The sequence below is a fragment of the Streptomyces sp. NPDC060205 genome (genome assembly GCF_042728395.1).
GTDB lineage: Bacteria > Actinomycetota > Actinomycetes > Streptomycetales > Streptomycetaceae > Streptomyces.
This window is the reverse complement of record NZ_JBHWZP010000009.1, coordinates 30,923-51,673: the sequence shown is the minus strand read 5'-3', so window position 1 is coordinate 51,673 and position 20,751 is coordinate 30,923. Positions and strand designations below refer to the sequence as shown.

The following is a 20,751-nucleotide window of genomic DNA, read 5'->3' as shown; positions in this document are numbered from 1 at the left end:
CGCAAGCCAGACCGCAGGCGGCGCAGGTCGGGCGGATGGCTCGTCGGCGGGCGGGCCGGAGGACCTTCGTCGAAGACGTCGAAGAGGGCCGGCTGCCCGGCCGAGGGCGCCTGAGCAGCGCCCGCGTCCGCCCGGCGACCCGCCCGTAGGGGCATCGCGGCGCGACCCGCCGGGCAGCCCTCGGACAGGCGCGTACGAAGCCGGGAGCCGGCAGCGTACGATCCCGCTGTCGGTGGGCGCCGGGCGCCCAGGTGAGGCCATGCGGCGGTGTGACGCACGCGTCGCGCGACCGGGCGTGGGAACGCGACCGGGACACAGCGAGCCGAAGACCTCTCCTGAACGCTCTGTTTCTGCCACGATTCCGAGTGGGCGGGGCTCGGAGCACGTATCCCCCGCCCACAACCTCCGCCGGGGGGACCCCCAACCGGCACGCCTAGGACCAGTGGGAGAGTCACGGTGTACTTCGCCGCACTGCTCGCGCGCACCGAAGACGGGTGGGAAGCGAGCGACACAGAGCTCGACGATGTGGAGACCCTGTCGGATCTAGCCGACCTGGCCCGCGAAGCCTCGGTCGACGACGACACGGTGCTCGTCTTCATCGAGCAGGAGGACGCGTGGTTCGGAGTCGTCCGCGTGGACGGCGAGGAGGACCCTCGCATCTACGTCTCGGACGGCGCGGCCGCCGCCCGCAGTTCGTACGGCGAGATCCTGCTCACGGACGAACTGCTCGGACGGGAGCCCGGCGACGACGATGTCGCCGACCTGGACTCCCTCGACCTCGACGGCACGGAGGACGGTGAACCCGAGGACGAGACCGACGACGAAGAGGACGACGTCGGCACCACCTCCAAAGGTGAGACCGTGCCGTCCGGACCCATCGGAGACCGCGAGGTCCTCAGCGATCTCGGTGTGAGCGAGAAGGAGTTGCTGGCCCTGGACAGCACCGACGCACTCGGTGAGATCGCCGAGGTCCTCGGGGCGGCAGAGGTCCTGGAGACCGTCCGCTGACTCCGTCGAACACGCAGGAGGAACAGGACCCCGCCGGACAGGACCCCACCGACGGTCCCGTACCCGTTCCCGTACATGACCCCGTACATGACCCTGTACGAGATTCCGTACAAGACCCTGTACGTGACCGCTGGCGGCCCGCGATGCGGCTCGCCCTGGAACAGGCCGGGCTCGCGGGCCGCGGCAAGGACGTACCCGTCGGCGCCGTGGTGCTGGCCCCGGACGGCACGACGGTGCTCGCCACCGGGCACAACGAGCGTGAGGCGGCCGGTGACCCGACCGCCCACGCCGAGGTGCTGGCGATCCGCCGGGCCGCCGCGAGGACCGGGGAGTGGCGGCTCACCGGCTGCACGCTCGTCGTCACCCTCGAACCCTGCACGATGTGCGCCGGCGCGCTCGTCCAGTCCCGTGTGGACCGGGTCGTCTACGGCGCCCGGGACGAGAAGGCGGGCGCGGCCGGCTCCCTCTGGGACGTCGTACGCGACCGCCGGCTCAACCACCGCCCAGAAGTGATCGCCGGCGTGCTCGACGAGGAGTGCGCCCGGCTGCTCACGGAGTTCTTCAGGGACCGCTGAACCGATTTCCGAGCACGGCCCATCTTGGGCTAGGATCTCTCTCGGTAGCGTGTCCGAGCGGCCGAAGGAGCTCGCCTCGAAAGCGAGTGTGGCGCAAGTCACCGAGGGTTCAAATCCCTCCGCTACCGCAGGTAGATGAGGGGCCCGGTCCGATGGACCGGGCCCTTCGTGCTGCTCCGTCTCAGTTTCCGTCTCATTAGGCACCTCTCGTGCCCGTCGGAGCGTCCCGGCGCCGTGATCACAGAGAGCGCGTCTACCGAATATCGGATTCTGGGCCACTCCCGATCTATCAGCCCATAGGCTTTCGCTGGGTGGCCGTGGGCCATGCCAACCTGCCCCTCAGATCACGTCTCACGCCCTACTTAACGGGCATTGATCTGGAGGTGGTCTTGGAAGGCAAGCGTTACGAACACCCCGTTCCCAAGCCGAGTCGGGAGACCGAGTTGGCAGAGGAGACGAAAAAGGGCCCGAACTGGGCCGCGGGCTCATTCGCGCTCAACCTGTGGCGCACCTGGCGCGACTGGATGAACAGCGGTGAGTGATCACGACCTCAGTTCAGGCCCTCCCACATAGGGCTGCGTAAGCAGCCTCCCTGCCTCTCGGCAGGGCGGTACGTCCTAGTCCGACGTACCGGAGGCCGCAGCATCGAACGGTGCTGCGGCCTCCGTCTTCAGGGAGAGCGGGACCGGAGTGACGTGAAGTACTAGCGTGGTGGCGAACCGAAGCCGATCCACAGCGGGTGCTCCTTCATTCGGGTGGTCCCTGGTTGCTCTCCAGGGATATGCAATGCAGGTGACACGAGGTTTGCACCGTCAGCGTAGCGGCCCTTCCTCCCTTGCGAGGGAGGAAGAGTCACAAAACTTGCATGCCGGGACGCCCTTCCATCGATACGTCCGCGAAACGACTCCCGGACCTAACCTGTGGAAACGGGCAGTCGCGTAAAACGACTCACGCGTCTATCTGCCTCGGCAGGCAGATGCGTGAACAGCTCATTCCGTCGGGTGCGAATCGTCGTCAGCGCGAACCGACTTGGGGTCCCAGATCAGCCCGTCGACCTGTCGAGCAACATCGTTTCGCACGGAATCCACCATGTGCTGATACCGCGCGGCCATGGCCGTGGTGGACCAACCCATGAGCCCCATGACGGCTCGCTCGGAGACTCCCAGGATCAACAGCACCGTGGCGGCGGTGTGACGAGCGTCATGCAGACGACCGTCCCGTACCTTCGCGTCGTCGAGGAGTTCCTTCCAGTCGTCGTAGTCCGTACGGGGTGATGTGCCCCGACCGGTCCGCGTCGCGAAGAGCCAGCCCTCATCCGTCCAGTCGTCTCCGGCCGCCGCGCGTTCGGCCTCTTGTTTGGTCCGGTGCGTCCACAACAGGTCCACAAGCTGTGCGGGCAGTCCGACTGCCCGCCGACCCGCGCGAGACTTCGTATCGGCCGTCTCCGGATTGGTTCGCTGCCTCTGGGGGCAGTACCCGGCTTTCCTTCCGCAGGTGTCGCCGCATCCGTGGGCGTAGCGCGGTCGGCGGCGGCTCCGACGGACCATCAGTGCGCCCCGCGTCAGGTCCACGTCGGCCCATTTGAGTCCGAGCGCTTCCCCCTGCCTGAGTCCGAGAGAGAGCGCCACGGCCCACCGGGCGGAGTTCCGGCGGTTGTCAGCCGCACGCAAGAGGCTCTGCACCTCTTCGACGGTGTACGGCTCTACCTCCTCTTCCCGCAGGCGCGGTGCCTTGGCGAGCTGCACAGGGTTCCTCGCGAGGTGGCCACGCCGGACCGCCTCATTGAGCGAGGTACGGAAGGTGCGATGGATCTGGTGAATCGTGCCAGCGCGACGGCCGTCCGCCTGCATTCGTCCGTAGAAGCGCTCGATGTGCTCGGGACCGAGCTTGTCGAGACGATGGGCCCCAAGCGCCGGGATCAAGTGCTTCCGCACGGCAACGCCGTATCCGACCATCGTGTTTTCGTTGACCGCGAGCGGCGCGATGGTGTCGACCCAGTGCGTCAGCCACGCCTCCACGGTCCAGGCCCGGCCCGCCTTGCGCATGGCTCCGCTGTCGCGCTGCTTCTCCAGCTCCCGCACGGCGGACGTCACTTCGGCGCGGGTCTTGCGTTCGACGTGGCGGCGGTCGGGCTTGCCGTCGTCGCGGATGCCGACGGTGACGCGGCCGTGCCACTTGCCGTCTTTGCTCTGGTAGATGGACGACCGGCCGTTGGGCTGCCGGGTGCGCTTCTTGTCCTCCGCCACGGGCGGACTCCTTCGGGTTGGTGTGGAAACAGCCCGGGACGCCACCTCGTGGCGAGGTGGCGTCCCGGTGTGAGGCGATCAGGCAGCGCGCTGCTCAGCGCGGCGGCGTGCGAGGTAAGCGGCCGGAGCGTCGGCGGGGACGCGCCGGAGTCCGCCGATGGTCAGGGACTCCAGCTCTCCCGTGCGGATGAGCGCGAAGCAGGTGGTGCGACCGACGCGGAGGCAGCGGGCGGCCTCTTCGACGGTCAGGAGAACCGGGGCCGGGTCGCCGACCTCAGCGAGCGGTGCGATGTCCACAGCGGCGATGCTCATCGAAAGGTCTCCTCTAGGACTGTCCTTCGGGGGGTCCCTCTGAGGGGCGCTACTTCCGCTACCGCCGCTACCTTGCAGTTCAGGGGCCTGTTGGAGGTAGCGGGAAGGGGTAGCGGTAGCGGATGGGTAGCGGCAACCGGGGGTGGTTGCCGCTACCGCGTTATCGCTGGTCAGACTGTGTTTTCCATGCCGGGTAGCGGAGGTAGCGGACTTTCCGGGGGTGGGGGGCAGTAGCGGGCCCACGCGTCCCACAGATCGGCGGCGGAGTAGCCCTTGAGGACGCTCCCGGCGGTCTTGATGTTGCGGGAGGCGATGGGCTCGTTGTCGGCCGTCATGTACTCCGCGAGCATCTTGGACAGGCGCCGGTTGTCGAGCGGTTTGCCGTGCAGGTCCGCCCACGGGGCATCGTCGAGGGCGTTGAGCCGGTCGAGGATGGCGACGGTGGGTAGGCGGTCGATGCCGACCATGACGTGGTCGCGCAGGTCGGTCAGCAGTCGGACACCGAGGCTGCCTTTGTCGTTGGCGCGTGAGGCGGTTACGAGTGTCACGCAGGCTGCGCGTGCCCGCTCGGGCCACTGTCCGCCGATGGCGTCGGCGATGGCGAGCAGGGGTTCCCACACGTCCGCCGGCCGGTCGGAGACGCCGTCGGGCATCTCCGGCCAGGCGCCCATGACGAACCCGCGGGCGTGTTCGGCCCACTGGGCTAGCCGGTCGCGCAGGGCGTTTCCCTCCGCCTCGTGGAGGCGGGCCCGGAAGGCTTCGACGCGTTCGTTGCGGGCACGCCGTCGCATGCGGATGATGATGGAGCGGGTCATGATCGTGTCGGGGAGGTTGCCGAGTCCGGCGACCGCGACACCGCAGTACGAGGGGAACGCCTGAACGGTCTGGTTGCCGCCGTCGCCGATGCACCGGTAGGTGACCCCGGTCCGCCGGTGGCCTGCGTTCAGGAACCCGCGCAACTCTTCGTTGTCGCCTGCCTTGGGCCCAAAGATCGTGTCGATCTCGTCGAACAGGATCGTGGGCCGCCCGTTGGGGTTGGACACGGAGCGGAACAGTGCGGCGGCGGACGCGTTCACGGCCGTCATCGGCTGCGGAACGAGGGTTTCCACCACTTCCAGCGCCCGTGACTTCCCCGACCCCGGTTCCGGGGACAGGAACGCGAGCCGCGGGGTGGAGTCGAAGCAGTCGAGCAGGTGTGCGTGCGCGTCCCACAGCGCGACCGCGACGTAGGCGGCCTCGTGCGGGAAGACGTTGAACCGGCGGTGGAAGGCTTCCACCTCGTTGAGCAGCGTCGCGCCGTCGATGGTGTCGCTCATGCGGCGGCCCTCTCTTCCTGGGGGGTGCGGAGCGGGCAGAGGTCGCGGTGCGCTTCGTGGTCGGTGATCAGGGCCAGCACCCGTGCGCGGGGGACGCCTTCGGCGACGCCCTTCGGGGCGCCCACGGCCGGTGCGTCCACAGGCTGTGGAGCGCCTACCGGGTCGGTCGGGGTGGTGGTGATGCTCTTCAAGAGGGGGCGGGGCGGGGTGCTCATGCCGCGTTCCCCCTGCGCTGCTGGTTGTGGGCAACGGACCAGTTGAGGGCGCTGCGCAGGGTCGAGCGGCACTCGGCAGCGGTGAGTCCGGTCGCCTCTCCCGCCTCCTGAAGAGCGTCCTCCACCACGTGCCGGGGGAGGTCGCCCCACGCGACGAACCGTCCCAGGGCGCGCGCGGCACGGAACAACGCGGCCTCGCGTGCGCCGAGTTGGGCCGCACGGACGTTGCTCGCCTCAGCGGCAAGCGCTACATTCGCATATCGACGCGATTGCCCCGCTACGGCCACTGAGGGCGCCTGAGACACCTTGGGGGCCGGTCGCAGGATGCTTTGCAGCCACAGGGGCAGAGGGGCCGCCACAGAGCCGCTCAGCGCTTCGTACGGTCCGGTGGGGGTGATGCTGCCCGCAGCGACGACGTAGCCGCCCCATGCGCGGGTGTCGACCAACGGGGCGAGGGTGCCCGCCGTGTTGACCAGCCGCACGTCTGCCGGCGCGGCGAAGTACAGATGCGTCCCGCCGCTCGCGGTCCGGATCCGGTAGGTGTCGGGGACGGTATGACCGGTGCGCTCGCAGAGCGCCTCAAAGGTCGCCACGCCGTCAGGCGTGCCCGCACTGCTGTTGCCCTTGGGCATGTCCAGGTCGACGACCACCAGCCCGGACGGACCGGTGGCGATACCGACGTTGAACGCACCGCGCGCCCACGTCGCGCGGATGCGGTCCGCGTCCGTGGTCGCGCGCTGTTCCCACTTGCGGTGCCCGCCCGCACACGGGCCGGTGCCGGGGCAGGCGGCCTGTCCGTGCAGGGCGGGGCGCTTGGTGCCGGGCCGGAGCGGGAAGACGTGCCAACCGCGCTCGGCGGCTGACAGGGCCGCGTTCAACAGATGTGCGCTCACGCCGCCACCCCCAGCGCGGTGCGGGTAAGGAAGGCGCGGCCGATGAACTCGCCGTAGGCGGGCGGGATGGCCTCGGTCAGTTCCTCGCGGACATCGGTCCAGGCGATGCCCATTGCGGCCTGTAGCTCCGGCACGGACGGTTTGCCCCCGCCGTTGCCGTACGCGGCCACATACGGGCCGTCGAAGTATTCGCCGTGCCGCCACCCGCGCACCCGTCCCCGGTGGGCGACGTGCGCCGGCCGGTCGATCGTCCAACCGCCCAACTCGAAGTTGCGATGCCGGATCACCCCGAGCCCGAACATCTCCCCGCACAGGGTCAGATCCTTACGGATCTTCGCGCGGCCGTTCGGCTGCTCGATGATGTAGGGCAGGCCGGTTCGGTCGAGCAGGGCCCGGGTCGGTGCGACCAGGTCCACATGGGTGCCGCCCCATCCCTGGGACCGGTTGGTGCCCACGGTCAACGTGCACTGGTCCTGGCAGGGCGGGGAGGCGTGGACGAACGCGTACCGGCGGATCTCACCCGTGGCGATCAGGTGGGCGAGGTAGGCGAGGGCATCGCCCCGGTGGTAGGGGAACGGGTAGTTCGAGCGGTCGGCGATGTCGACGCCGTCCACGGCGAAACCGGCCCGGTGGTAGCCGGTACCGGCCCCGCCGGCGCACGAGAACACGTCCAGCACACGCGGCCGTTCGCCGCGCCCTCGCCGGATGTCGGTGGGTTGCGTCATGCTGGGAGACCTCCACAGGTCTGTTGAGGACTGGAGACAAGAGCGGCCCCGGACTTTGCCGAGACGGGGGCCGCTCTTGGCGTAGCTAGCCGTGGAAGTGGTTGCGCTTGATCACGGCTTTGCGGATGTGGAAGGTGTTGCCGCCGCTGTGGCCGCTCGTGCTGAAAATCTGTACGGCGATCCAGCCGCCGAAGATCACAGCCGCGAGGGTGATCAGTTGCGTGATGAACGCGGTCAACGCGGCGATGAACGACGTGAGGAGCAGCAGCCCGCCGCACACCGCGAGGAACCCGACCCCTCCGAGCGCGACGTTCACCGCCGTCCGGGACACGGCCGGTTTCACGGCGAGGGTTTCGGGCTGCATGGCGCTGATCGCGTAGCCGGTGACGACCCGCCCGTCGGGCAGGACGATGCTCGCCACGGTCGGAACGGTGCCCGGCTGGGCGGGTACGAGCGGACCGGCCGGCGGGTGGGTGAGGGGGGTGGGCTGGTGGATGGTCACGGCCCGTTCGACGGGCCGGTGACCGGAGTGTTCGGGGTACATGCGGAATCCCTTCCGGCGGTGGGTCAGGGAGGCTTGGGCACCCCCTTGGGGGTGCGCTGTGGAGGGGGTTTCCAGGGGTTGACCTGGGGTGCCTCCCTGCCTCCCTGAACGATCATTTGTGCAGGTCAGGTGGAGGGAGGCGGGTCAGGGAGGACGTCAGGGAGTTCTCCCTGCCTCCCTGACCCGCCACAGATCAACTCCCTGTCACTCAGCGACGGAAGCGGAACCCTCGCCGTCGCGGTTGGCGAGCGCGCGGGTGAGCCGGTCACGGCCCACGACCATGACCCCGTCGGACTTGTAGGGCTCGGCTCCGGTGCCGTCGAGAACGCGCTTGAGGTCGATGAACGACCAGCCGCCGTAGGCGTCCGCGTTGAGGGTGCCGAGCCGGGCGACAACGTCCTTCGTGCGGACCCGCTCCGCTGTGCCGATCACGGATGCGATGTCCGCGAGCGGGTCACGGTCCTGGTCGCGGTCGATGGCGTGCAGGGTGTTGACGCCGTCACGCAGGGCCTTGGCCCGGTCGGTGATGGCGGTGGCCGCGTCGTCGTCGATGTAGTGCGTGCGCACCGTGATGGACGCCTGGCCGGCCGGGATGGTGATGCCGTCGGAGGCGACGACCAGGGTTCCCCGGTCCAGGCCCGGGCGCAGCAGGTTCGGCGCCGCCCCGCCGTCCACGGCCTTGTCCCCCAGCGCCATACGGGCCTGCTGCTCAGTGCCGAGCGCGAGGGAAGCGCGGGTGTGGGCACCCTCGCGGACCAGCTTGGGCAGGTTCTCGTTGGTGGGGTCCTGGGTGCCCTGCCACATCAGCACGTTCACTGCACGGCCCTGGTTGTGGATCTTGCGCACGGCCATGAAGTACCGAGAGTTGGCCTTGGACCCGCCGTAAGGGCGCCGGTCTTCGTCCTTGGCCGGGCACATGAACGCCACCTGCGCCTCATCCACCAGCACGATCAGCGCGGGGAAGGTGGTGCCGGGCGGAGCCTGGATGCGGCGGTTCATCTCCTCCACCGCACCTTCCACCATCTCGGTCACCTGGATCACGTGCTCATCCGTCGGACCCTGGATGAGGGTGGTGGCGAGGCCGTCGAACATGGCCCAGTCGCCCACGCCCTTGAGGTCGCCCATGAGGAACTGCACGGAGCGGTCCAGCGATAGCCACAGGGCCAGCGAGCGCAGCGCAACGGTCTTGCCCTGGTTCGACAGACCCGTGATGAGCAGGTGGCGCTGGTAGAGGCTCAGCGCTGCCGCATCCCCGCGCAGGTCCTGACCCCAGGGGGCGCGGCCCTTGCCGTAGTCGGCGGTCATCGTCTCGTCCGTGACCAGCGGAGACGGCCCGATCGGCTCGTCGAGCGCCCCGGAATCGGCCACCCACAGCCGCACCGTGCGCGCAGCCTGCGGGATGGTGATGAACACCTCGTGCTCGTGCCGGGTCAGGTTCTCCGCCAACTTGCGGCGCTTGGCCTGCACCTCGTTCGTCGCCACCCCCGACGGCAAGGTCACGTCGACTTCCACGCCGCATCCGGCGATCCGGATCGGCCCCAACATGCTCGCGCCCGCGTCGCCCATCTCCTTGATGGCGTTGCGCAGCGCGGGCACCCCGAGGTCCCGCAGGGCCTTGACGACGATCGAGGGAGTAATGGGTTCGCCCTCGCCCGATCGGACGTGGTCAGGCATCGACCATGCCGGGGCCGCTTGCTGCTTGCTGCCGACCGCCCACAGCGCGAGCAACGCCACGAACGGCCCGATCGTGAGCGCCGGACCCCACACGATCTGCACGATCCGGATCACCGTGGCAATGAACTCGATGGTGGCCGCGAGCGGGGTGATGACATCGGCGATGTCACCGTTGTTGATCGCCATCACGACCCCGAGCGCGACCAGCGCGCCGATCCCCATCCCGGTACCCACGGCAACGCCCTTGGCGGCCTCCACGGGCGAGTGCAGGAGGTCCATGCGGCGGTGGTGGCGGGCAGCGCGGAAGCGCTGCAACCGCTCCTCCCACTCCTCCGCGACCTCCAGGTTCCCGGCGACCTCCGCCGCCCGGATCATCCGCTCGTACCGCGCCCCGGTCTTCCCGTCCCACGTCCGACGGGCCACGATCCGACCCCCATTGACGGTGTAGAGGCTGTGCCGGGCCACCGCGCGGGCGGCGGTCTTGGTCTTCTCGTGCGTGGCGGCGGTCCTCACGGCGCGGCCGGAGCGCACCCACAACGGCACGAGCGGCGCGGGCGCCGGGTCGGGGACCACGGTGAGCACGGTAGGCGCCGTGTCGTCGGCGGGCGGGTCGGTGTGCTTGTGGAGGTGCACGACGTTCTCAGACATGCTGGGACTGCTCCTGACTGCCCCTCTCAGGGGGCGGAAGTTCGAGGGAGAGCCGGGGTGTCCGTGTCCGTGGAAAGTCCCGGACACCCCGGCGGATGAGGTGGTGTGGCTGGTCAGAACCAGCCGGAAGCCTTCTTCTTGGCCTTGGCGCGGGCGGCCTCGGTGATCAGGCGCTGACGCTCCCCGTGCAACGCGGTCAACTCCGCCGTCAGCCGCATCTGTGCAGCCGTGCCGGCCGTCTCCAACCGCTGGTCCGCACGGCCAGCACTCCGGCCACGGGCGACCTGATACGAGCCGCCGACCAGGGCCCCGGCGATGGCGCGGCGCTCGCGGCTGTTCAGCGGCCACCACTCACCCCGCTGGACCGCTTCCAGCTTCTTGCTGGTCTTCTCGATCTCGCGTTCCAGACGGCGCAGTTCGGAGTTGCCCATCAGGTGGTCCCTTCCGGTGCGGGCGGGTCGGGGTAGGCGCACGGCACACACATGCCGAGCGAGAGCGGGATCACGTATCCGGCATCACGCCGACAGGCGGGGCAGGTGCGGCGAGCCGCGTTGGCCTTGGCCAGAGCCGCCCACCGCGCCGCCGTCATCGGCCGGACCGGCTTGGCGCAGTCGACGCGATAGAGGTAGGCGACCAGCGGCCCCCGCCGAAAGCGAGGCCTGAGCACCTGCGCCGCAACCGGCTGCCCGCCGGGGCGCAAACCGCGCAACCTCAGTTGGCGGAAGGTGGCGTAGCCGTCGGGGGCGCAGCGCCACGGGAAGGTCGGTATCCCGTGGCGGGCGCCGTTCGGGTCGAAGCACTTGCCGAACGACCCGCCGCTCACGGAGCCGGGGTGACGCGTTCGGCAAGCAGGGTGTCGCGCAGCATCCGGGCGTTGACCGGGGAGGTGTGGACCTCCCGGCGAATGCCCTCAGCCGTCACCTTTCCGTCCGGCCAACCCGCCGTCGCCTTCCGCGCCTCAGCGAGCAGTTCGGCCGCGGTGCGCTTCGGTCGGGTCGATCGGGCGGCCTGCGGGAGTCGGCCGGTCGCCCGACGCGGGCGGGTCGACTCAGCCGGTACCGGGCGCGGGGCGATCGAGGCGACCGGAGCCGGAGCCACCGCCGGGATCGGCTTGAGCGGGACGGTCGACTTCACGAACTCGACCATGACCGGGTCGGGCATCCGAAGCGGCGCCACGGTGATCGGTGCGGGGGTCGATTCTGCGAGGTCAGCCGTAGACCGAATCATCTCGGTCTCGGTGGATTCCTCCGCATTCGCATCCAGGGCGGGAATCGGGGTGGGTCGGTGGTGGAGGACCTTGGCGACCAGGTCGGATCCGAAGTAGATCGAGCCGACCGGAAGCGAGGTGGCGAGCAGGACGAGCGCCCAGTTCGCCGGGTCCCAGTCGGCGAGGCGGGTCCAGTCGACCGCGACGCCGTCCGCGTGCAGTGCGGGCACCAGGCCGTGTACGTAGTTGAGGACGAGGGAGGCGAGGGTGTAGGTGCCCAGCACCCGCAGCGCGAACTTGCGCGCGTCGTCGGTGAGCACGAGGGTCGCGATCAGGGCGAGGGCCATCAGGCCGTCGACCACGAACGGGTACAGCGTCGCTGCCGTCTCGTCCGCGCCGACTGCGCTCGCGATGTCCCGCAACGCATTCCAGGAGACACGGAATGCCATGGCGACGACCGCGACCAGCGCGGCCACCAGCAGGATCTTTCCCTTGCGGTTCATCGCCCGGTCCTCCCGTGCTCGTCACGGTCGCCCGGCTCCCAGATGAACCGTTCACCCATCCACTCGTCCGCATCGCCGTCGTCCGGCCCGATCTCCCACACGACCGTCGGCCGGGGGCGAGGGCGGAGATGCAGGAGCCATCCGAGGATCTGGACGGCCCCGCCCGCGGCGACCACGAACCGCACAAGCGGTTCGTGCGTCACGAGCAGGGCCACGGTGGCGGCCACCATGACCAGCGCACCCGCCACGATCAGCACCAGGGCAACACCCCGGGGCGAGGAGAAGTCGGCACTCATGCCGCACCCCCGAGGGCAAGCAGCGCGGCCAGAATCAGCAGCGCCCCGCCGGCGCACGTGAGGTCGACCGCGCGACGCAGGCCGGTGAACTTGACGACCGCGAGACGGGAAAGCCCCGCGATGTCCGCCGCCCGATCCTCGGACAGGGTGGCGGTGATCTGCTCGGCGGTGAGCGTGGCCCACAGCGGAAAACCGTGGCGGCCCCGCAGGTTCGGCCGGACCGACCGCAGCAACAGACCCGCCGCCACGACCAGCAGCCCCATGCCGAGACCACCCGCGACGTATGCGGGGACGGTCAGGGGCACGTCCTTGGCAACCGTCCATGATCCGGCGAGGACCGCGCCGACGAACGCCAGCAGCAGACCGGTCTTGGTGTCGGTCCGCGCGATTTCCGCCTTCACCTCCGCATGCGCGGCGGCGATGCTCTGCGGGGTGCTCATGCGGACACCCCCGGGGCCCGCGTCGCGGCGGTGTTGGCGAGCACGCGGCGAGCGGTCAGCACTTTGCGGTGGGCCCGGCGGATACGCCGCGCGTCCAGCTCGGTCGGCGTCCGGTCCAGGGTGATGATCTGCGCGTCGAGCAGGTCGATGTCCGCCACGATGACGGGCATCTCCTGCTCGATCGCGTCCAGCTCCGCAGCCGTCGGCTCACGGTCGAAAACGTCGGCGGTAACAACCGCCTGAACAGCACCGATGAACACCATGGGTCGTGGTTCCTCTCGCAAGGTGGAACGGCCCGAACGCGGTCCCCGGGTTGCCCCCCGGGGACCACTTGCCGTTGAAGTCGCTACCGGCTCCCCGCACTCCCACCCGTACGGCCACCGCAGCAAGCGGACCCGGACGGGCGGGAGAGGCAACCGGCCGCAGCATTGAGGCGCTGCGAGCCGAGTACGGACCGGTGGGCTGTACAGGCGCCGTCGGCCGGTCCATCACGGCGACGCCCAAAGCATTCGTTGACGCACGAGAACTCCCGAAGATCGAAGGAACAAGAACCAGCACTGCAAGGGGGACCACGTCCCCACACGCCGGCCGTTGCTCGCGGTCGCCGGGCCACCTCGCCAGTACGGGCCGAAACCCTGTTCCACCTGGCCTTTAGCGGGATTGCAGCGTCCCCGCCCTAAGCGTTCTTGCAGGTCAAGCAGCCAAAACAGCCACACCCTTGCATTGCCTAGGGGGGGTTGCCGTCTCGCTTGATAGGTACGGTAGGCAAACCGAAGGCTGCGCGCAACCCCCTCTCGCGGTAGAGTTTGCTATCCCCCCTAGGCGATGATCGGAGAGTCGTGCACTACGACATGGAGCAGGTCCCTGGGATCGCGGACCCCGTAGACCGCGCCAAAGCCGCAATCGACCTGATGGCGCGGTATCAGAGCCACGTGAACGAGCTGTCCCGCATCCGCCGGGAAGCGATCGAAGAGGCGCAGGCGTCGGGCATGACCCAAGCCGAGATTGCGAAGCGACTCGGAGTCAGCCGCGGGCGCGTCGGTCAGCTCGCGTCATCCGGGCCCCCACCCGAGCGCGCCTTCTTCGGCACGGACCTGGTGACGGTCTCGCTAGGGGGCAAGTACGAAGCAGGGAAGGCGCCCGACCAGAACCCCAGTGAGGTGGTCACGCGGGAAGACCTCAACAACTTCGAACACCTTCGCAAGCTGCTGGGCGGCATGAAACTGGACGCTCAGTACGAGGTGATCCCACCGAGTGGAATCGTCAACCTCAACCGGGACAACCACGTCGTTGTCTGCGGCCCCCGCCTGTCCCCGATCGTGGCGCAGGTGCTCGAAGGGGACGACAACCTTCGGTTTGCCAAGGATCACGCGTGGCACCTGGTCGACCAGGTGGCCGGGAAAGAGTTCCGGTCCCCACAGGATGAGGACGGATCGGCCGGCGACGTCGGTTACCTGGGACGCCTCCCCCGCCTGGACGGAAAGGGGACGTTCCTCTACATCGCCGGTATCCACTCCATTGGAGCGAACGGCGTCGTTCACTACCTGGAGAACAACCTGGCAGAGCTTTACAGAGAGGTCCGCACGCGCCGCTTCTCCACTCTGATTTCGTGCCGTTACGACCCGACGACGCTCGAAGTGCTGGAGAGTCGACGCGTCACTCCGCTGTACCGACACGAAGGCTGAGCATGCGCGTCGCGATCGACACCCGCCCCGGCGGAACCGCCCCCAACGAAGATTGGGTGGCCGGCACTCCGGCTCTTGCCGTTGTGCTGGACGGGCTCAGCACTGCGGGCCTGGACACGGGATGCCACCACGGCGTTCCGTGGTACGTCGAGCACCTGGGCAGTCATCTCGTGGCCGCACTAGTCGACCCGGAGCGCTCACTGTCGAGCGGTTTGGCTGATGCCCTCGAACGCGTGGCGGGCGAGCACCCCGAATGCGACCTGAAGAATCCGGGGACTCCATCCGCAACGGTGGCCGTCCTCCGGCAGCGCGAAGACTTCTTTGATCACCTTGTTTTGGCTGACTCACCGATCGTGCTCGAAGGTCGCCAAGGCTTCTCCGTGATCACTGACCTACGCGTGAAGGAGATCCTTCCGGAGTTGAAAGCGGAAGTTGATCGGTACGAGACCAATACGGCAGAGCACAAAGAGGCTCTGCGCCGCTTGGTGCTCGCGCAGCGAGAGACCCGCAACACGGCAACCGGGTATTGGGTCGCGGCTTCCGGGCCCGAAGCCGCAGAACATGCGTTGACCGGCAGCGCTCCCGCCGAGGATCTGCGCGCCGCCGCGCTCTTGTCCGACGGTGCGGCATGCCTCGTGACGGACTACTCGATGGCGACCTGGTCCGAAGTCTTCAGGACGCTCCGCGCCGGGGGGCCGCGCGAGCTGATCGACGCGGTTCGTAAGGTGGAGGCCTCAGACCCTCATGGGCAACGATGGCCGCGCTACAAGTCCGGGGATGACGCGTCCGTTGCCTTCTGCGAGTGGGGATAACGGCTGGTCAGCGCTCGCGCGCTCCGTCTCAGTTTCCGTCTCATTCACCCCCGTCCGAAGGCGTTCACGAGGGTTCACGCGGCGGGCCGGAGTACGGGAATGAACGAGGTTGAACGGCCTTATACCGCGCTCTGACCAGCACGAACAGACCTCGAAAGCGAGTGTGGCGCAAGTCACCGAGGGTTCAAATCCCTCCGCTACCGCAGATAGATGAAGGGCCCGGTCCACTGGACCGGGCCCTTCGTGCTGTTCCGGTGCGGACCGTTGAAAGATCGTCAGATCAACTGCCCGGGGTTACACTCGCCGCCGACACCAGGGGTCCCCACAGGCACAGCAGCCACAGGGGCACAAGCGGGCACAGGCAGCAGGCATACGGGGAGGCCGCGATGGCGGTGAATTCGAAGAAGGTCGCCGTCTACGTAGTCGTGGTCTTCGCGCTGTACGTGATCATCACCGACCCCGAAGGAGCGGCGGACTACGTCCAGATAGGCTTCGAGGGCATCTCCAACGCCGCCCAGTCCGTCGGTGACTTCATGACCTGGATCGCCGACGGGGCCAAGGACTAGCGGCCCTACGGCCCCACCACCGCCGTCCCCCGCCCCCTTTCGTATCCCCGCGTCGCCGCATCCCCGTATCCCTGTGTCCCGTTCCCCGTATCCCCGTTCGTCCTGGGAGTGCACGTGATCCGCCACCTGGTCCTCTTCAAGCTCAACGAAGGTGTCGAGCGGGACGAACCCCGCGTCGTCGAGGGCGTCGCCGCCTTCCGTGCGCTCGGCGACACGATTCCCGAACTGCAGTTCTGGGAGTGCGCGTGGAACATCACCGACCGCCCCATCGCCTACGACTTCGCGATCAACTCGGCGGTCGAGGACACGGACGCGCTCAAGCGGTACATCGAGCACCCCGCCCATCAGGCGGGCGTCGCCCTGTGGCGTGAGTTCGCCACGTGGGTGATCGCCGACTACGCGTTCTGAGCCGCCGCACGGCACGCGGAACACCGGCCCCTCGTCCTGACGGCGAGGGGTTTTTCGCGCGCTCCCACGCCCCGGATCCCGGCCAGGGTTCAACACGGAGTGATGAGGTGCTTGCACACAGTGCACATGTCTTGTGATGCTATGACCGCTTTTGACCGATGAGTTGACGCATGTGTCTGACGGACGTCGTTCGGACTTGTGTTTTCACGGGTTGACGGACCCAGAGGTGGAGTTGACCGTGCCGGCCAGTACCGCGCCTCAAGCACCTGCACCTCCCCAGCAGAAGCCGCAGGCCCTCGAACGGATCGACGAACCGGGCGATTCCCCGGACCAGAGCCCGCAGCGGCGCCGCGGCGCCGACACCCGGGCCCTCACCCAGGTCCTCTTCGGCGAGCTCAAGAACCTGGAGCCCGGCACCCCCGAGCACGGCCGGGTGCGGGCCGCGCTGATCGAGGCGAACCTCCCGCTCGTGCGGTACGCCGCCGCCCGCTTCCGCTCGCGCAACGAGCCCATGGAGGACGTCGTCCAGGTCGGCACCATCGGGCTGATCAACGCCATCGACCGCTTCGACCCCGACCGGGGCGTGCAGTTCCCGACCTTCGCGATGCCCACCGTCATCGGCGAGATCAAGCGGTACTTCCGCGACAACGTCCGCACGGTCCACGTACCGCGCCGGCTGCACGAGCTGTGGGTGCAGGTGAACAGCGCCACCGAGGACCTCACGACGGCCTTCGGGCGCACGCCCACGACCGCCGAGATCGCCGAACGGCTGCGCATCACCGAGGACGAGGTGCTGGCCTGCATCGAGGCCGGACGCTCCTACCACGCGACCTCCCTGGAGGCCGCCCAGGAGGGCGACGGGCTGCCGGGGCTCCTCGACCGGCTCGGTTTCGAGGATCCCGCGCTGGACGGCGTGGAGCACCGGGACCTCGTACGGCATCTGCTCGTCCAGTTGCCCGAGCGGGAGCAGCGCATCCTCCTGCTCCGTTACTACAGCAATCTGACGCAGTCACAGATCAGCGCTGAGCTGGGCGTCTCGCAGATGCATGTGTCAAGGCTCCTCGCCCGAAGTTTCGCTCGGCTCCGATCCGCAAACAGGATCGAGGCGTAGCTCCGGGGAGCGAATCGCCTCCAAGGACTTTTCCCGTCATTTCTGCGCCGAAAAACCGTCAGACCCCCTTTTTCCAGGGCCTATTCACCCCTCTTGTGTCGACATGTCACTACAGCGTGTTGCCGACATGTGACATTCTTCCGGTGACGCGTTTGCCGCAGCCCCGCCTCCGGTATTCAGGTGGAGGCTGCGTTCCTTCGACGGGAGCGTCCGCCGCGACCGTCCGCGACCCAAAGGGGGTGGCATGTCCGCAGACCAGGGCAGCTCGAAGGTGCTCACGCTCACGAAGAGCGAATCCGCGCCAGACGTGCTTCACAGTGTCGTTGTCGAGGTTCCGGCCATCCCGGCCGCGGAAGCCCCGGCCTTCCCCCCGACCCCGGAAGTGATCGACACCCGCACCCTGTCCCGCTCCCTGTTCCTGCGGCTCGCCGCTCTCGACGAGAACAGCCCCGAGCGCGGCTATGTACGGGACACCCTCATCGAACTCAACCTCCCGCTGGTGCGTTACGCGGCCGCCCGGTTCCGGTCGCGCAACGAACCGATGGAGGACATCGTCCAGGTCGGCACGATCGGCCTGATCAAGGCGATCGACCGCTTCGACTGCGAACGGGGCGTGGAGTTCCCGACGTTCGCGATGCCGACGGTCGTGGGTGAGATCAAGCGCTTCTTCCGGGACACGTCGTGGTCGGTGCGTGTACCGCGCCGGCTCCAGGAGCTGCGGCTCGCGCTGACCAAGGCCAGCGACGAGCTCTCCCAGAAGCTGGACCGCTCGCCGACCGTCGCCGAACTCGCCGTCGTACTGGGCGTGTCCGAGGAGGACGTGGTCGACGGCCTGGCGGTGGGCAACGCCTACACGGCGTCGTCCCTCGACTCCCCGGCCCCCGAGGACGACGGCGGCGAGGGCTCCCTCGCGGACCGCCTCGGCTACGAGGACACGGCGCTTGAGGGCGTGGAGTACCGCGAGTCCCTGAAGCCCCTGCTCGCCAAACTCCCGCCCCGCGAGCGGCAGATCATCATGCTCCGCTTCTTCGCCAACATGACGCAGTCGCAGATCGGCGAGGAGGTCGGCATCTCGCAGATGCACGTCTCCCGGCTGCTCACGCGGACGCTGTCCCAGCTGCGGGAAGGTCTCATCTCCGACTGAGCCACCGGCCAGGGCCTCGCGAGGGGTTCATAATTGACGGGTCGTCAGCCACACTGGCGCGATGCGTCGACCGGTGGGACAGCAGTCGATACGTGGTCGCCGAGGGGCCCTTGGGGGTGCCTCGGCGGCTGTGGTCTGTCTGGGCGCGGTGACGCTGGCCGCCTGCGGCAGCGGCATCGGTGGTGGCGGAGGCGGCGGTGACGGATACGTCGCCGTGCAGCGGCCCTCCTCGTCCGCGCAGGCCGTCGCGCCCACCGGAGACGTGAATTTGGTGCCGCTGGAGAGCGCGTCCGCGGCCAAGGGGGCCGCGGGGCAACCGGGTTCGGCGTCGGGCGACGACGGCACCCGGCCTGACACGGACCCGGGCGCGGACACACGCGCCGGCACCGGCCCGGGCGGGAGCGGCGCGGGCTCGTCCCCGGCCGCCGGTACGTCCGGCGCGCACGGCAGCGGTCGTACGAGCCCGGCCCCGGGCGGCGGCGACGGCTCCGCCGGTACGGGCGGCACGGGCAACGCCGGTGGTGCTGACGGGAGTCCGGGGGACGGCGGCACTTCGGGGGCGGGCACGCCCGCCGGTCCCGCCGTGCTGGTCGTCGGTGAGCCCGAGCGGGAGCCCGCCGACAAGAGGTGGTGCGAGAAGGTCACCGTCGGGTTCCGCAACACCGGGGGCACCGCGGTGCGTTCGGGCACGGTGACCTTCGGAACGCACGTCATCGGCGCGCTCGGGATCGACTGGGCGACCGTCGAGTCGGCCGAACGGCTGCCCGTGCCGATCGCGCCGGGCAGCCGGACGGAGAAGACCTGGACGGTGTGCGTCGACGCGTGGCGCGTACCTCTCGGTATGCATGTCGAGACGCGGGACGTGTCCGTCCGGTGGGAGTAGGGCGCCCGGTGGCGCCCCCGGCCGCTTGAGCAATCGCTTGAGCAATCGCTTGAGCAGCCGCTGGAACGGCTGCTCGCGGCGACCGCTCGGGCGGCTACTTGAGTGCGAGCCAGGCGACCACGGCGACGATCGCGACGGCCGCGATCACACCGACGATCAGGCCGACCCGGGGACCCCGGGTGGTGGCCGCCTGCTGCTGCTGACGGCTCTGCGGGTCGTCGACGAACGCTCGGAACATCTGGGTGCTACCCGCGGGGTCGTAGTTGCCCTCGGGGCCCTGGGTGTTTGCCATGCGCGTGACCCTATCGGGTGCGTTCGGTGGCCCCAAGTTTTGGGGCCGTCTATCTCTTGGGCACCGCCCAGGGGCTCCGCCCCCGGACCCCCGTATCGGCCTTGCGGCCTCGTCCTCAAGCGCCGGACGGGCTGAAGGGGGCAGTCGGCCCCGGCCACCGAGCAGCGGGCCGGGGCCGGCCGATGGCCGCCACCTCGGACGCCGAGCGGGCCGAGCGGGCCGGGCAGCGACTGAGGGACCGATCGCCCCGCACATCGAGCCTGCCGATCTGCACATCGAGCCTCCCGATCTGCAGGCCGCCGCCTCAGGATTCGGGCGGGCGAGTGAGTGAGGGCCGCCGCCTCAGACATCGGGCGGGCGAGTGAGTGAGGGCCGCCGCCCCAGGCATCCGGCGGGCGAGTAAGTGAGGGCCGCCGCCCCAGGCATCCGGCGGGCGAGTAAGTGAGGGCCGCCACCTCAGGCATCCGGCGGGCGAGCGGCCGCCGCCTCAGGCATCGGGCGGAGTGAGGGCCGCCGCCCCAGGCACCGAGCAGGGCCAGCGGCGATCGGAAGCGGCCCGGAGACCCCGCAAACCCGCCTGAGCTGCGAGTTTACGTTCGCCAATACTTGCCTTTGCCAAGGTTTTAGCCCGCAGGGCCCCATTTCGTTTGCCTGCAGCAACCAACAGTATTTATGGTTGCCTCAAGCAACAAAAGAACATGAGGGAGGTGCGATGGCCGCTCGACGGCAGTACGAGGAGCTGGCCCAGCAGCTGAGCGCCATCGGTGCCGTGAAGCGGGGGCTGGGGCGGATCCTCCCGCACGAGTGCCCGGCGGGTTCCGCCGCGGTGCTCACGCTGCTCGACCGGCACGGTGAGATGCGGATGAGCCGTCTCGCCGAGCTGATGGCCATCGACATGTCGGTGACCAGCCGGCATGTGGCGCACGTCGCCGAGCACGGCTGGATCGACCGGTCCCCCGACCCGGCCGACAAGCGCTCCCGCATCCTGCGGCTCACCCCCGCCGGACGCGACATGCTCGCCGACCTCTCCGAGCGCTACATGAACGCGCTCGCCCACTACCTGGCGGACTGGTCCGACGACGAGGTCGACCAGCTCAACACCCTGCTCGGCCGACTGCGCGCCAGCTTCGGCGACTGCCGGGCCCCGACTCCCGTACCGGCCTCCGCGGCCGGAGCGGCCAGGCCCGACGCAGCGCCCGCCGAGCGGACCACCCGTACACCCGTATGACGCAACACAAGAAAAGGAAG

General features: G+C 69.1%; 26 protein-coding genes and 1 tRNA gene. 12 read left to right on the top strand and 15 right to left on the bottom strand.

Annotated features, from left to right (window positions below; all coding sequences use genetic code 11):
* Positions 1–456 precede the first annotated feature (456 nt).
* From ACFWGJ_RS02990 to ACFWGJ_RS02975, 4 genes are all read left to right on the top strand, one after another.
* Positions 457–1,008 (top strand): hypothetical protein, encoded by a 552-nt coding sequence (locus tag ACFWGJ_RS02990; protein WP_387320499.1) that lies wholly within the window; start codon positions 457–459, stop codon positions 1,006–1,008.
* A 143-nt stretch (positions 1,009–1,151) separates the two neighbouring features.
* Positions 1,152–1,583 (top strand): tRNA adenosine(34) deaminase TadA, encoded by a 432-nt coding sequence (gene tadA / locus ACFWGJ_RS02985; protein WP_387320497.1) that lies wholly within the window; start codon positions 1,152–1,154, stop codon positions 1,581–1,583.
* A gap of 43 nt (positions 1,584–1,626) precedes the next feature.
* A tRNA-Ser gene (locus tag ACFWGJ_RS02980) sits at positions 1,627–1,711 on the top strand.
* 183 nt (positions 1,712–1,894) lie between these two features.
* Complete coding sequence (locus ACFWGJ_RS02975; protein ID WP_387320496.1) at positions 1,895–2,125, top strand: hypothetical protein; 231 nt, start codon at positions 1,895–1,897, stop codon at positions 2,123–2,125.
* 447 nt (positions 2,126–2,572) lie between these two features.
* On the opposite strand, the gene ACFWGJ_RS02970 is transcribed toward ACFWGJ_RS02975, so the two are convergent.
* The 14 genes from ACFWGJ_RS02970 to ACFWGJ_RS02905 form a co-directional block, all read right to left on the bottom strand.
* Positions 2,573–3,829 (bottom strand): tyrosine-type recombinase/integrase, encoded by a 1,257-nt coding sequence (locus ACFWGJ_RS02970; RefSeq protein WP_387320494.1) that lies wholly within the window; start codon positions 3,827–3,829, stop codon positions 2,573–2,575.
* 78 nt (positions 3,830–3,907) lie between these two features.
* On the bottom strand, positions 3,908–4,141 hold the full coding sequence (locus ACFWGJ_RS02965) for a helix-turn-helix domain-containing protein (RefSeq protein ID WP_387320492.1): 234 nt from the start codon (positions 4,139–4,141) through the stop codon (positions 3,908–3,910).
* A gap of 170 nt (positions 4,142–4,311) precedes the next feature.
* Positions 4,312–5,457: a DUF3631 domain-containing protein gene (locus tag ACFWGJ_RS02960; protein WP_387320490.1), complete on the bottom strand. Its 1,146-nt coding sequence runs from the start codon at positions 5,455–5,457 to the stop codon at positions 4,312–4,314.
* Positions 5,454–5,672, bottom strand: coding sequence for a hypothetical protein (locus ACFWGJ_RS02955; RefSeq protein WP_381833011.1), 219 nt, complete (start codon positions 5,670–5,672; stop codon positions 5,454–5,456). The genes ACFWGJ_RS02960 and ACFWGJ_RS02955 overlap by 4 nt, the downstream gene beginning before the upstream one ends.
* The gene (locus ACFWGJ_RS02950; protein WP_381833008.1) at positions 5,669–6,565 is read right to left on the bottom strand and encodes a bifunctional DNA primase/polymerase; all 897 of its coding nucleotides are present in this window, start codon (positions 6,563–6,565) and stop codon (positions 5,669–5,671) included. The genes ACFWGJ_RS02955 and ACFWGJ_RS02950 overlap by 4 nt, the downstream gene beginning before the upstream one ends.
* Complete coding sequence (locus tag ACFWGJ_RS02945; protein ID WP_387320488.1) at positions 6,562–7,290, bottom strand: DNA methylase; 729 nt, start codon at positions 7,288–7,290, stop codon at positions 6,562–6,564. The genes ACFWGJ_RS02950 and ACFWGJ_RS02945 overlap by 4 nt, the downstream gene beginning before the upstream one ends.
* 85 nt (positions 7,291–7,375) lie before the next feature.
* Positions 7,376–7,834, bottom strand: a complete 459-nt coding sequence (locus tag ACFWGJ_RS02940; RefSeq protein WP_387320486.1) for a hypothetical protein — start codon at positions 7,832–7,834, stop codon at positions 7,376–7,378.
* A 204-nt stretch (positions 7,835–8,038) separates the two neighbouring features.
* Positions 8,039–10,156 (bottom strand): FtsK/SpoIIIE domain-containing protein, encoded by a 2,118-nt coding sequence (locus ACFWGJ_RS02935; RefSeq protein ID WP_387320484.1) that lies wholly within the window; start codon positions 10,154–10,156, stop codon positions 8,039–8,041.
* 113 nt (positions 10,157–10,269) lie between these two features.
* Positions 10,270–10,587: a hypothetical protein gene (locus tag ACFWGJ_RS02930; RefSeq protein WP_387320482.1), complete on the bottom strand. Its 318-nt coding sequence runs from the start codon at positions 10,585–10,587 to the stop codon at positions 10,270–10,272.
* The gene (locus ACFWGJ_RS02925; protein WP_387320479.1) at positions 10,587–10,979 is read right to left on the bottom strand and encodes an RRQRL motif-containing zinc-binding protein; all 393 of its coding nucleotides are present in this window, start codon (positions 10,977–10,979) and stop codon (positions 10,587–10,589) included. The genes ACFWGJ_RS02930 and ACFWGJ_RS02925 overlap by 1 nt, the downstream gene beginning before the upstream one ends.
* Complete coding sequence (locus tag ACFWGJ_RS02920; protein ID WP_387320477.1) at positions 10,976–11,866, bottom strand: DUF2637 domain-containing protein; 891 nt, start codon at positions 11,864–11,866, stop codon at positions 10,976–10,978. Before ACFWGJ_RS02920 ends, ACFWGJ_RS02925 begins: the two co-directional genes overlap by 4 nt.
* Positions 11,863–12,162, bottom strand: a complete 300-nt coding sequence (locus ACFWGJ_RS02915) for a hypothetical protein (RefSeq protein WP_387320475.1) — start codon at positions 12,160–12,162, stop codon at positions 11,863–11,865. The genes ACFWGJ_RS02920 and ACFWGJ_RS02915 overlap by 4 nt, the downstream gene beginning before the upstream one ends.
* Positions 12,159–12,602, bottom strand: coding sequence for a Pycsar system effector family protein (locus ACFWGJ_RS02910; protein ID WP_381834522.1), 444 nt, complete (start codon positions 12,600–12,602; stop codon positions 12,159–12,161). Before ACFWGJ_RS02910 ends, ACFWGJ_RS02915 begins: the two co-directional genes overlap by 4 nt.
* Positions 12,599–12,865, bottom strand: coding sequence for a DUF6284 family protein (locus ACFWGJ_RS02905; protein WP_381834520.1), 267 nt, complete (start codon positions 12,863–12,865; stop codon positions 12,599–12,601). Before ACFWGJ_RS02905 ends, ACFWGJ_RS02910 begins: the two co-directional genes overlap by 4 nt.
* Before the next feature lie 576 nt (positions 12,866–13,441).
* Between ACFWGJ_RS02905 and ACFWGJ_RS02900 the strand changes: the two genes are divergently transcribed.
* The 7 genes from ACFWGJ_RS02900 (at position 13,442) to ACFWGJ_RS02870 (ending at position 19,211) form a co-directional block, all read left to right on the top strand.
* Positions 13,442–14,287: a sigma factor-like helix-turn-helix DNA-binding protein gene (locus ACFWGJ_RS02900; RefSeq protein WP_387320472.1), complete on the top strand. Its 846-nt coding sequence runs from the start codon at positions 13,442–13,444 to the stop codon at positions 14,285–14,287.
* A 2-nt stretch (positions 14,288–14,289) separates the two neighbouring features.
* Positions 14,290–15,099, top strand: coding sequence for a protein phosphatase 2C domain-containing protein (locus ACFWGJ_RS02895; RefSeq protein WP_387320471.1), 810 nt, complete (start codon positions 14,290–14,292; stop codon positions 15,097–15,099).
* A 386-nt stretch (positions 15,100–15,485) separates the two neighbouring features.
* The gene (locus ACFWGJ_RS02890; protein WP_387320470.1) at positions 15,486–15,665 is read left to right on the top strand and encodes a hypothetical protein; all 180 of its coding nucleotides are present in this window, start codon (positions 15,486–15,488) and stop codon (positions 15,663–15,665) included.
* A gap of 114 nt (positions 15,666–15,779) precedes the next feature.
* Positions 15,780–16,073, top strand: coding sequence for a Dabb family protein (locus ACFWGJ_RS02885; protein ID WP_387320469.1), 294 nt, complete (start codon positions 15,780–15,782; stop codon positions 16,071–16,073).
* Positions 16,074–16,311: 238 nt separating this feature from the next.
* Positions 16,312–17,184: an RNA polymerase sigma factor SigF gene (locus tag ACFWGJ_RS02880; RefSeq protein ID WP_387320468.1), complete on the top strand. Its 873-nt coding sequence runs from the start codon at positions 16,312–16,314 to the stop codon at positions 17,182–17,184.
* A 244-nt stretch (positions 17,185–17,428) separates the two neighbouring features.
* On the top strand, positions 17,429–18,328 hold the full coding sequence (locus tag ACFWGJ_RS02875; RefSeq protein WP_107020512.1) for an RNA polymerase sigma factor SigF: 900 nt from the start codon (positions 17,429–17,431) through the stop codon (positions 18,326–18,328).
* Between the two features lie 61 nt (positions 18,329–18,389).
* A complete protein-coding gene (locus ACFWGJ_RS02870) occupies positions 18,390–19,211 on the top strand; it encodes a hypothetical protein (RefSeq protein WP_387320467.1) in 822 nt (273 codons plus the stop codon).
* A 94-nt stretch (positions 19,212–19,305) separates the two neighbouring features.
* Here ACFWGJ_RS02870 and ACFWGJ_RS02865 read toward each other — a convergent pair whose 3' ends face one another.
* Positions 19,306–19,503: a hypothetical protein gene (locus tag ACFWGJ_RS02865; RefSeq protein WP_387320464.1), complete on the bottom strand. Its 198-nt coding sequence runs from the start codon at positions 19,501–19,503 to the stop codon at positions 19,306–19,308.
* A gap of 712 nt (positions 19,504–20,215) precedes the next feature.
* Between ACFWGJ_RS02865 and ACFWGJ_RS02860 the strand changes: the two genes are divergently transcribed.
* Positions 20,216–20,731, top strand: a complete 516-nt coding sequence (locus tag ACFWGJ_RS02860; RefSeq protein WP_381833474.1) for a MarR family winged helix-turn-helix transcriptional regulator — start codon at positions 20,216–20,218, stop codon at positions 20,729–20,731.
* Positions 20,732–20,751 lie beyond the last annotated feature (20 nt).

Bases quoted from the DNA above. Each gene is read 5' to 3' on its own strand.
- ACFWGJ_RS02920 (WP_387320477.1), bottom strand. From the start codon at position 11,866: ATGAACCGCAAGGGAAAGATCCTGCTGGTGGCCGCGCTGGTCGCGGTC.
- ACFWGJ_RS02870 (WP_387320467.1), top strand. From the start codon at position 18,390: ATGCGTCGACCGGTGGGACAGCAGTCGATACGTGGTCGCCGAGGGGCC.
- ACFWGJ_RS02965 (WP_387320492.1), bottom strand. From the start codon at position 4,141: ATGAGCATCGCCGCTGTGGACATCGCACCGCTCGCTGAGGTCGGCGAC.
- ACFWGJ_RS02875 (WP_107020512.1), top strand. From the start codon at position 17,429: ATGTCCGCAGACCAGGGCAGCTCGAAGGTGCTCACGCTCACGAAGAGC.
- ACFWGJ_RS02960 (WP_387320490.1), bottom strand. From the start codon at position 5,457: ATGAGCGACACCATCGACGGCGCGACGCTGCTCAACGAGGTGGAAGCC.
- ACFWGJ_RS02865 (WP_387320464.1), bottom strand. From the start codon at position 19,503: ATGGCAAACACCCAGGGCCCCGAGGGCAACTACGACCCCGCGGGTAGC.
- ACFWGJ_RS02860 (WP_381833474.1), top strand. From the start codon at position 20,216: ATGGCCGCTCGACGGCAGTACGAGGAGCTGGCCCAGCAGCTGAGCGCC.
- ACFWGJ_RS02895 (WP_387320471.1), top strand. From the start codon at position 14,290: ATGCGCGTCGCGATCGACACCCGCCCCGGCGGAACCGCCCCCAACGAA.
- ACFWGJ_RS02955 (WP_381833011.1), bottom strand. From the start codon at position 5,672: ATGAGCACCCCGCCCCGCCCCCTCTTGAAGAGCATCACCACCACCCCG.
- ACFWGJ_RS02940 (WP_387320486.1), bottom strand. From the start codon at position 7,834: ATGTACCCCGAACACTCCGGTCACCGGCCCGTCGAACGGGCCGTGACC.
- ACFWGJ_RS02935 (WP_387320484.1), bottom strand. From the start codon at position 10,156: ATGTCTGAGAACGTCGTGCACCTCCACAAGCACACCGACCCGCCCGCC.
- ACFWGJ_RS02890 (WP_387320470.1), top strand. From the start codon at position 15,486: ATGGCGGTGAATTCGAAGAAGGTCGCCGTCTACGTAGTCGTGGTCTTC.
- ACFWGJ_RS02945 (WP_387320488.1), bottom strand. From the start codon at position 7,290: ATGACGCAACCCACCGACATCCGGCGAGGGCGCGGCGAACGGCCGCGT.
- ACFWGJ_RS02905 (WP_381834520.1), bottom strand. From the start codon at position 12,865: ATGGTGTTCATCGGTGCTGTTCAGGCGGTTGTTACCGCCGACGTTTTC.
- ACFWGJ_RS02915 (WP_387320475.1), bottom strand. From the start codon at position 12,162: ATGAGTGCCGACTTCTCCTCGCCCCGGGGTGTTGCCCTGGTGCTGATC.
- ACFWGJ_RS02910 (WP_381834522.1), bottom strand. From the start codon at position 12,602: ATGAGCACCCCGCAGAGCATCGCCGCCGCGCATGCGGAGGTGAAGGCG.
- ACFWGJ_RS02930 (WP_387320482.1), bottom strand. From the start codon at position 10,587: ATGGGCAACTCCGAACTGCGCCGTCTGGAACGCGAGATCGAGAAGACC.
- tadA (WP_387320497.1), top strand. From the start codon at position 1,152: ATGCGGCTCGCCCTGGAACAGGCCGGGCTCGCGGGCCGCGGCAAGGAC.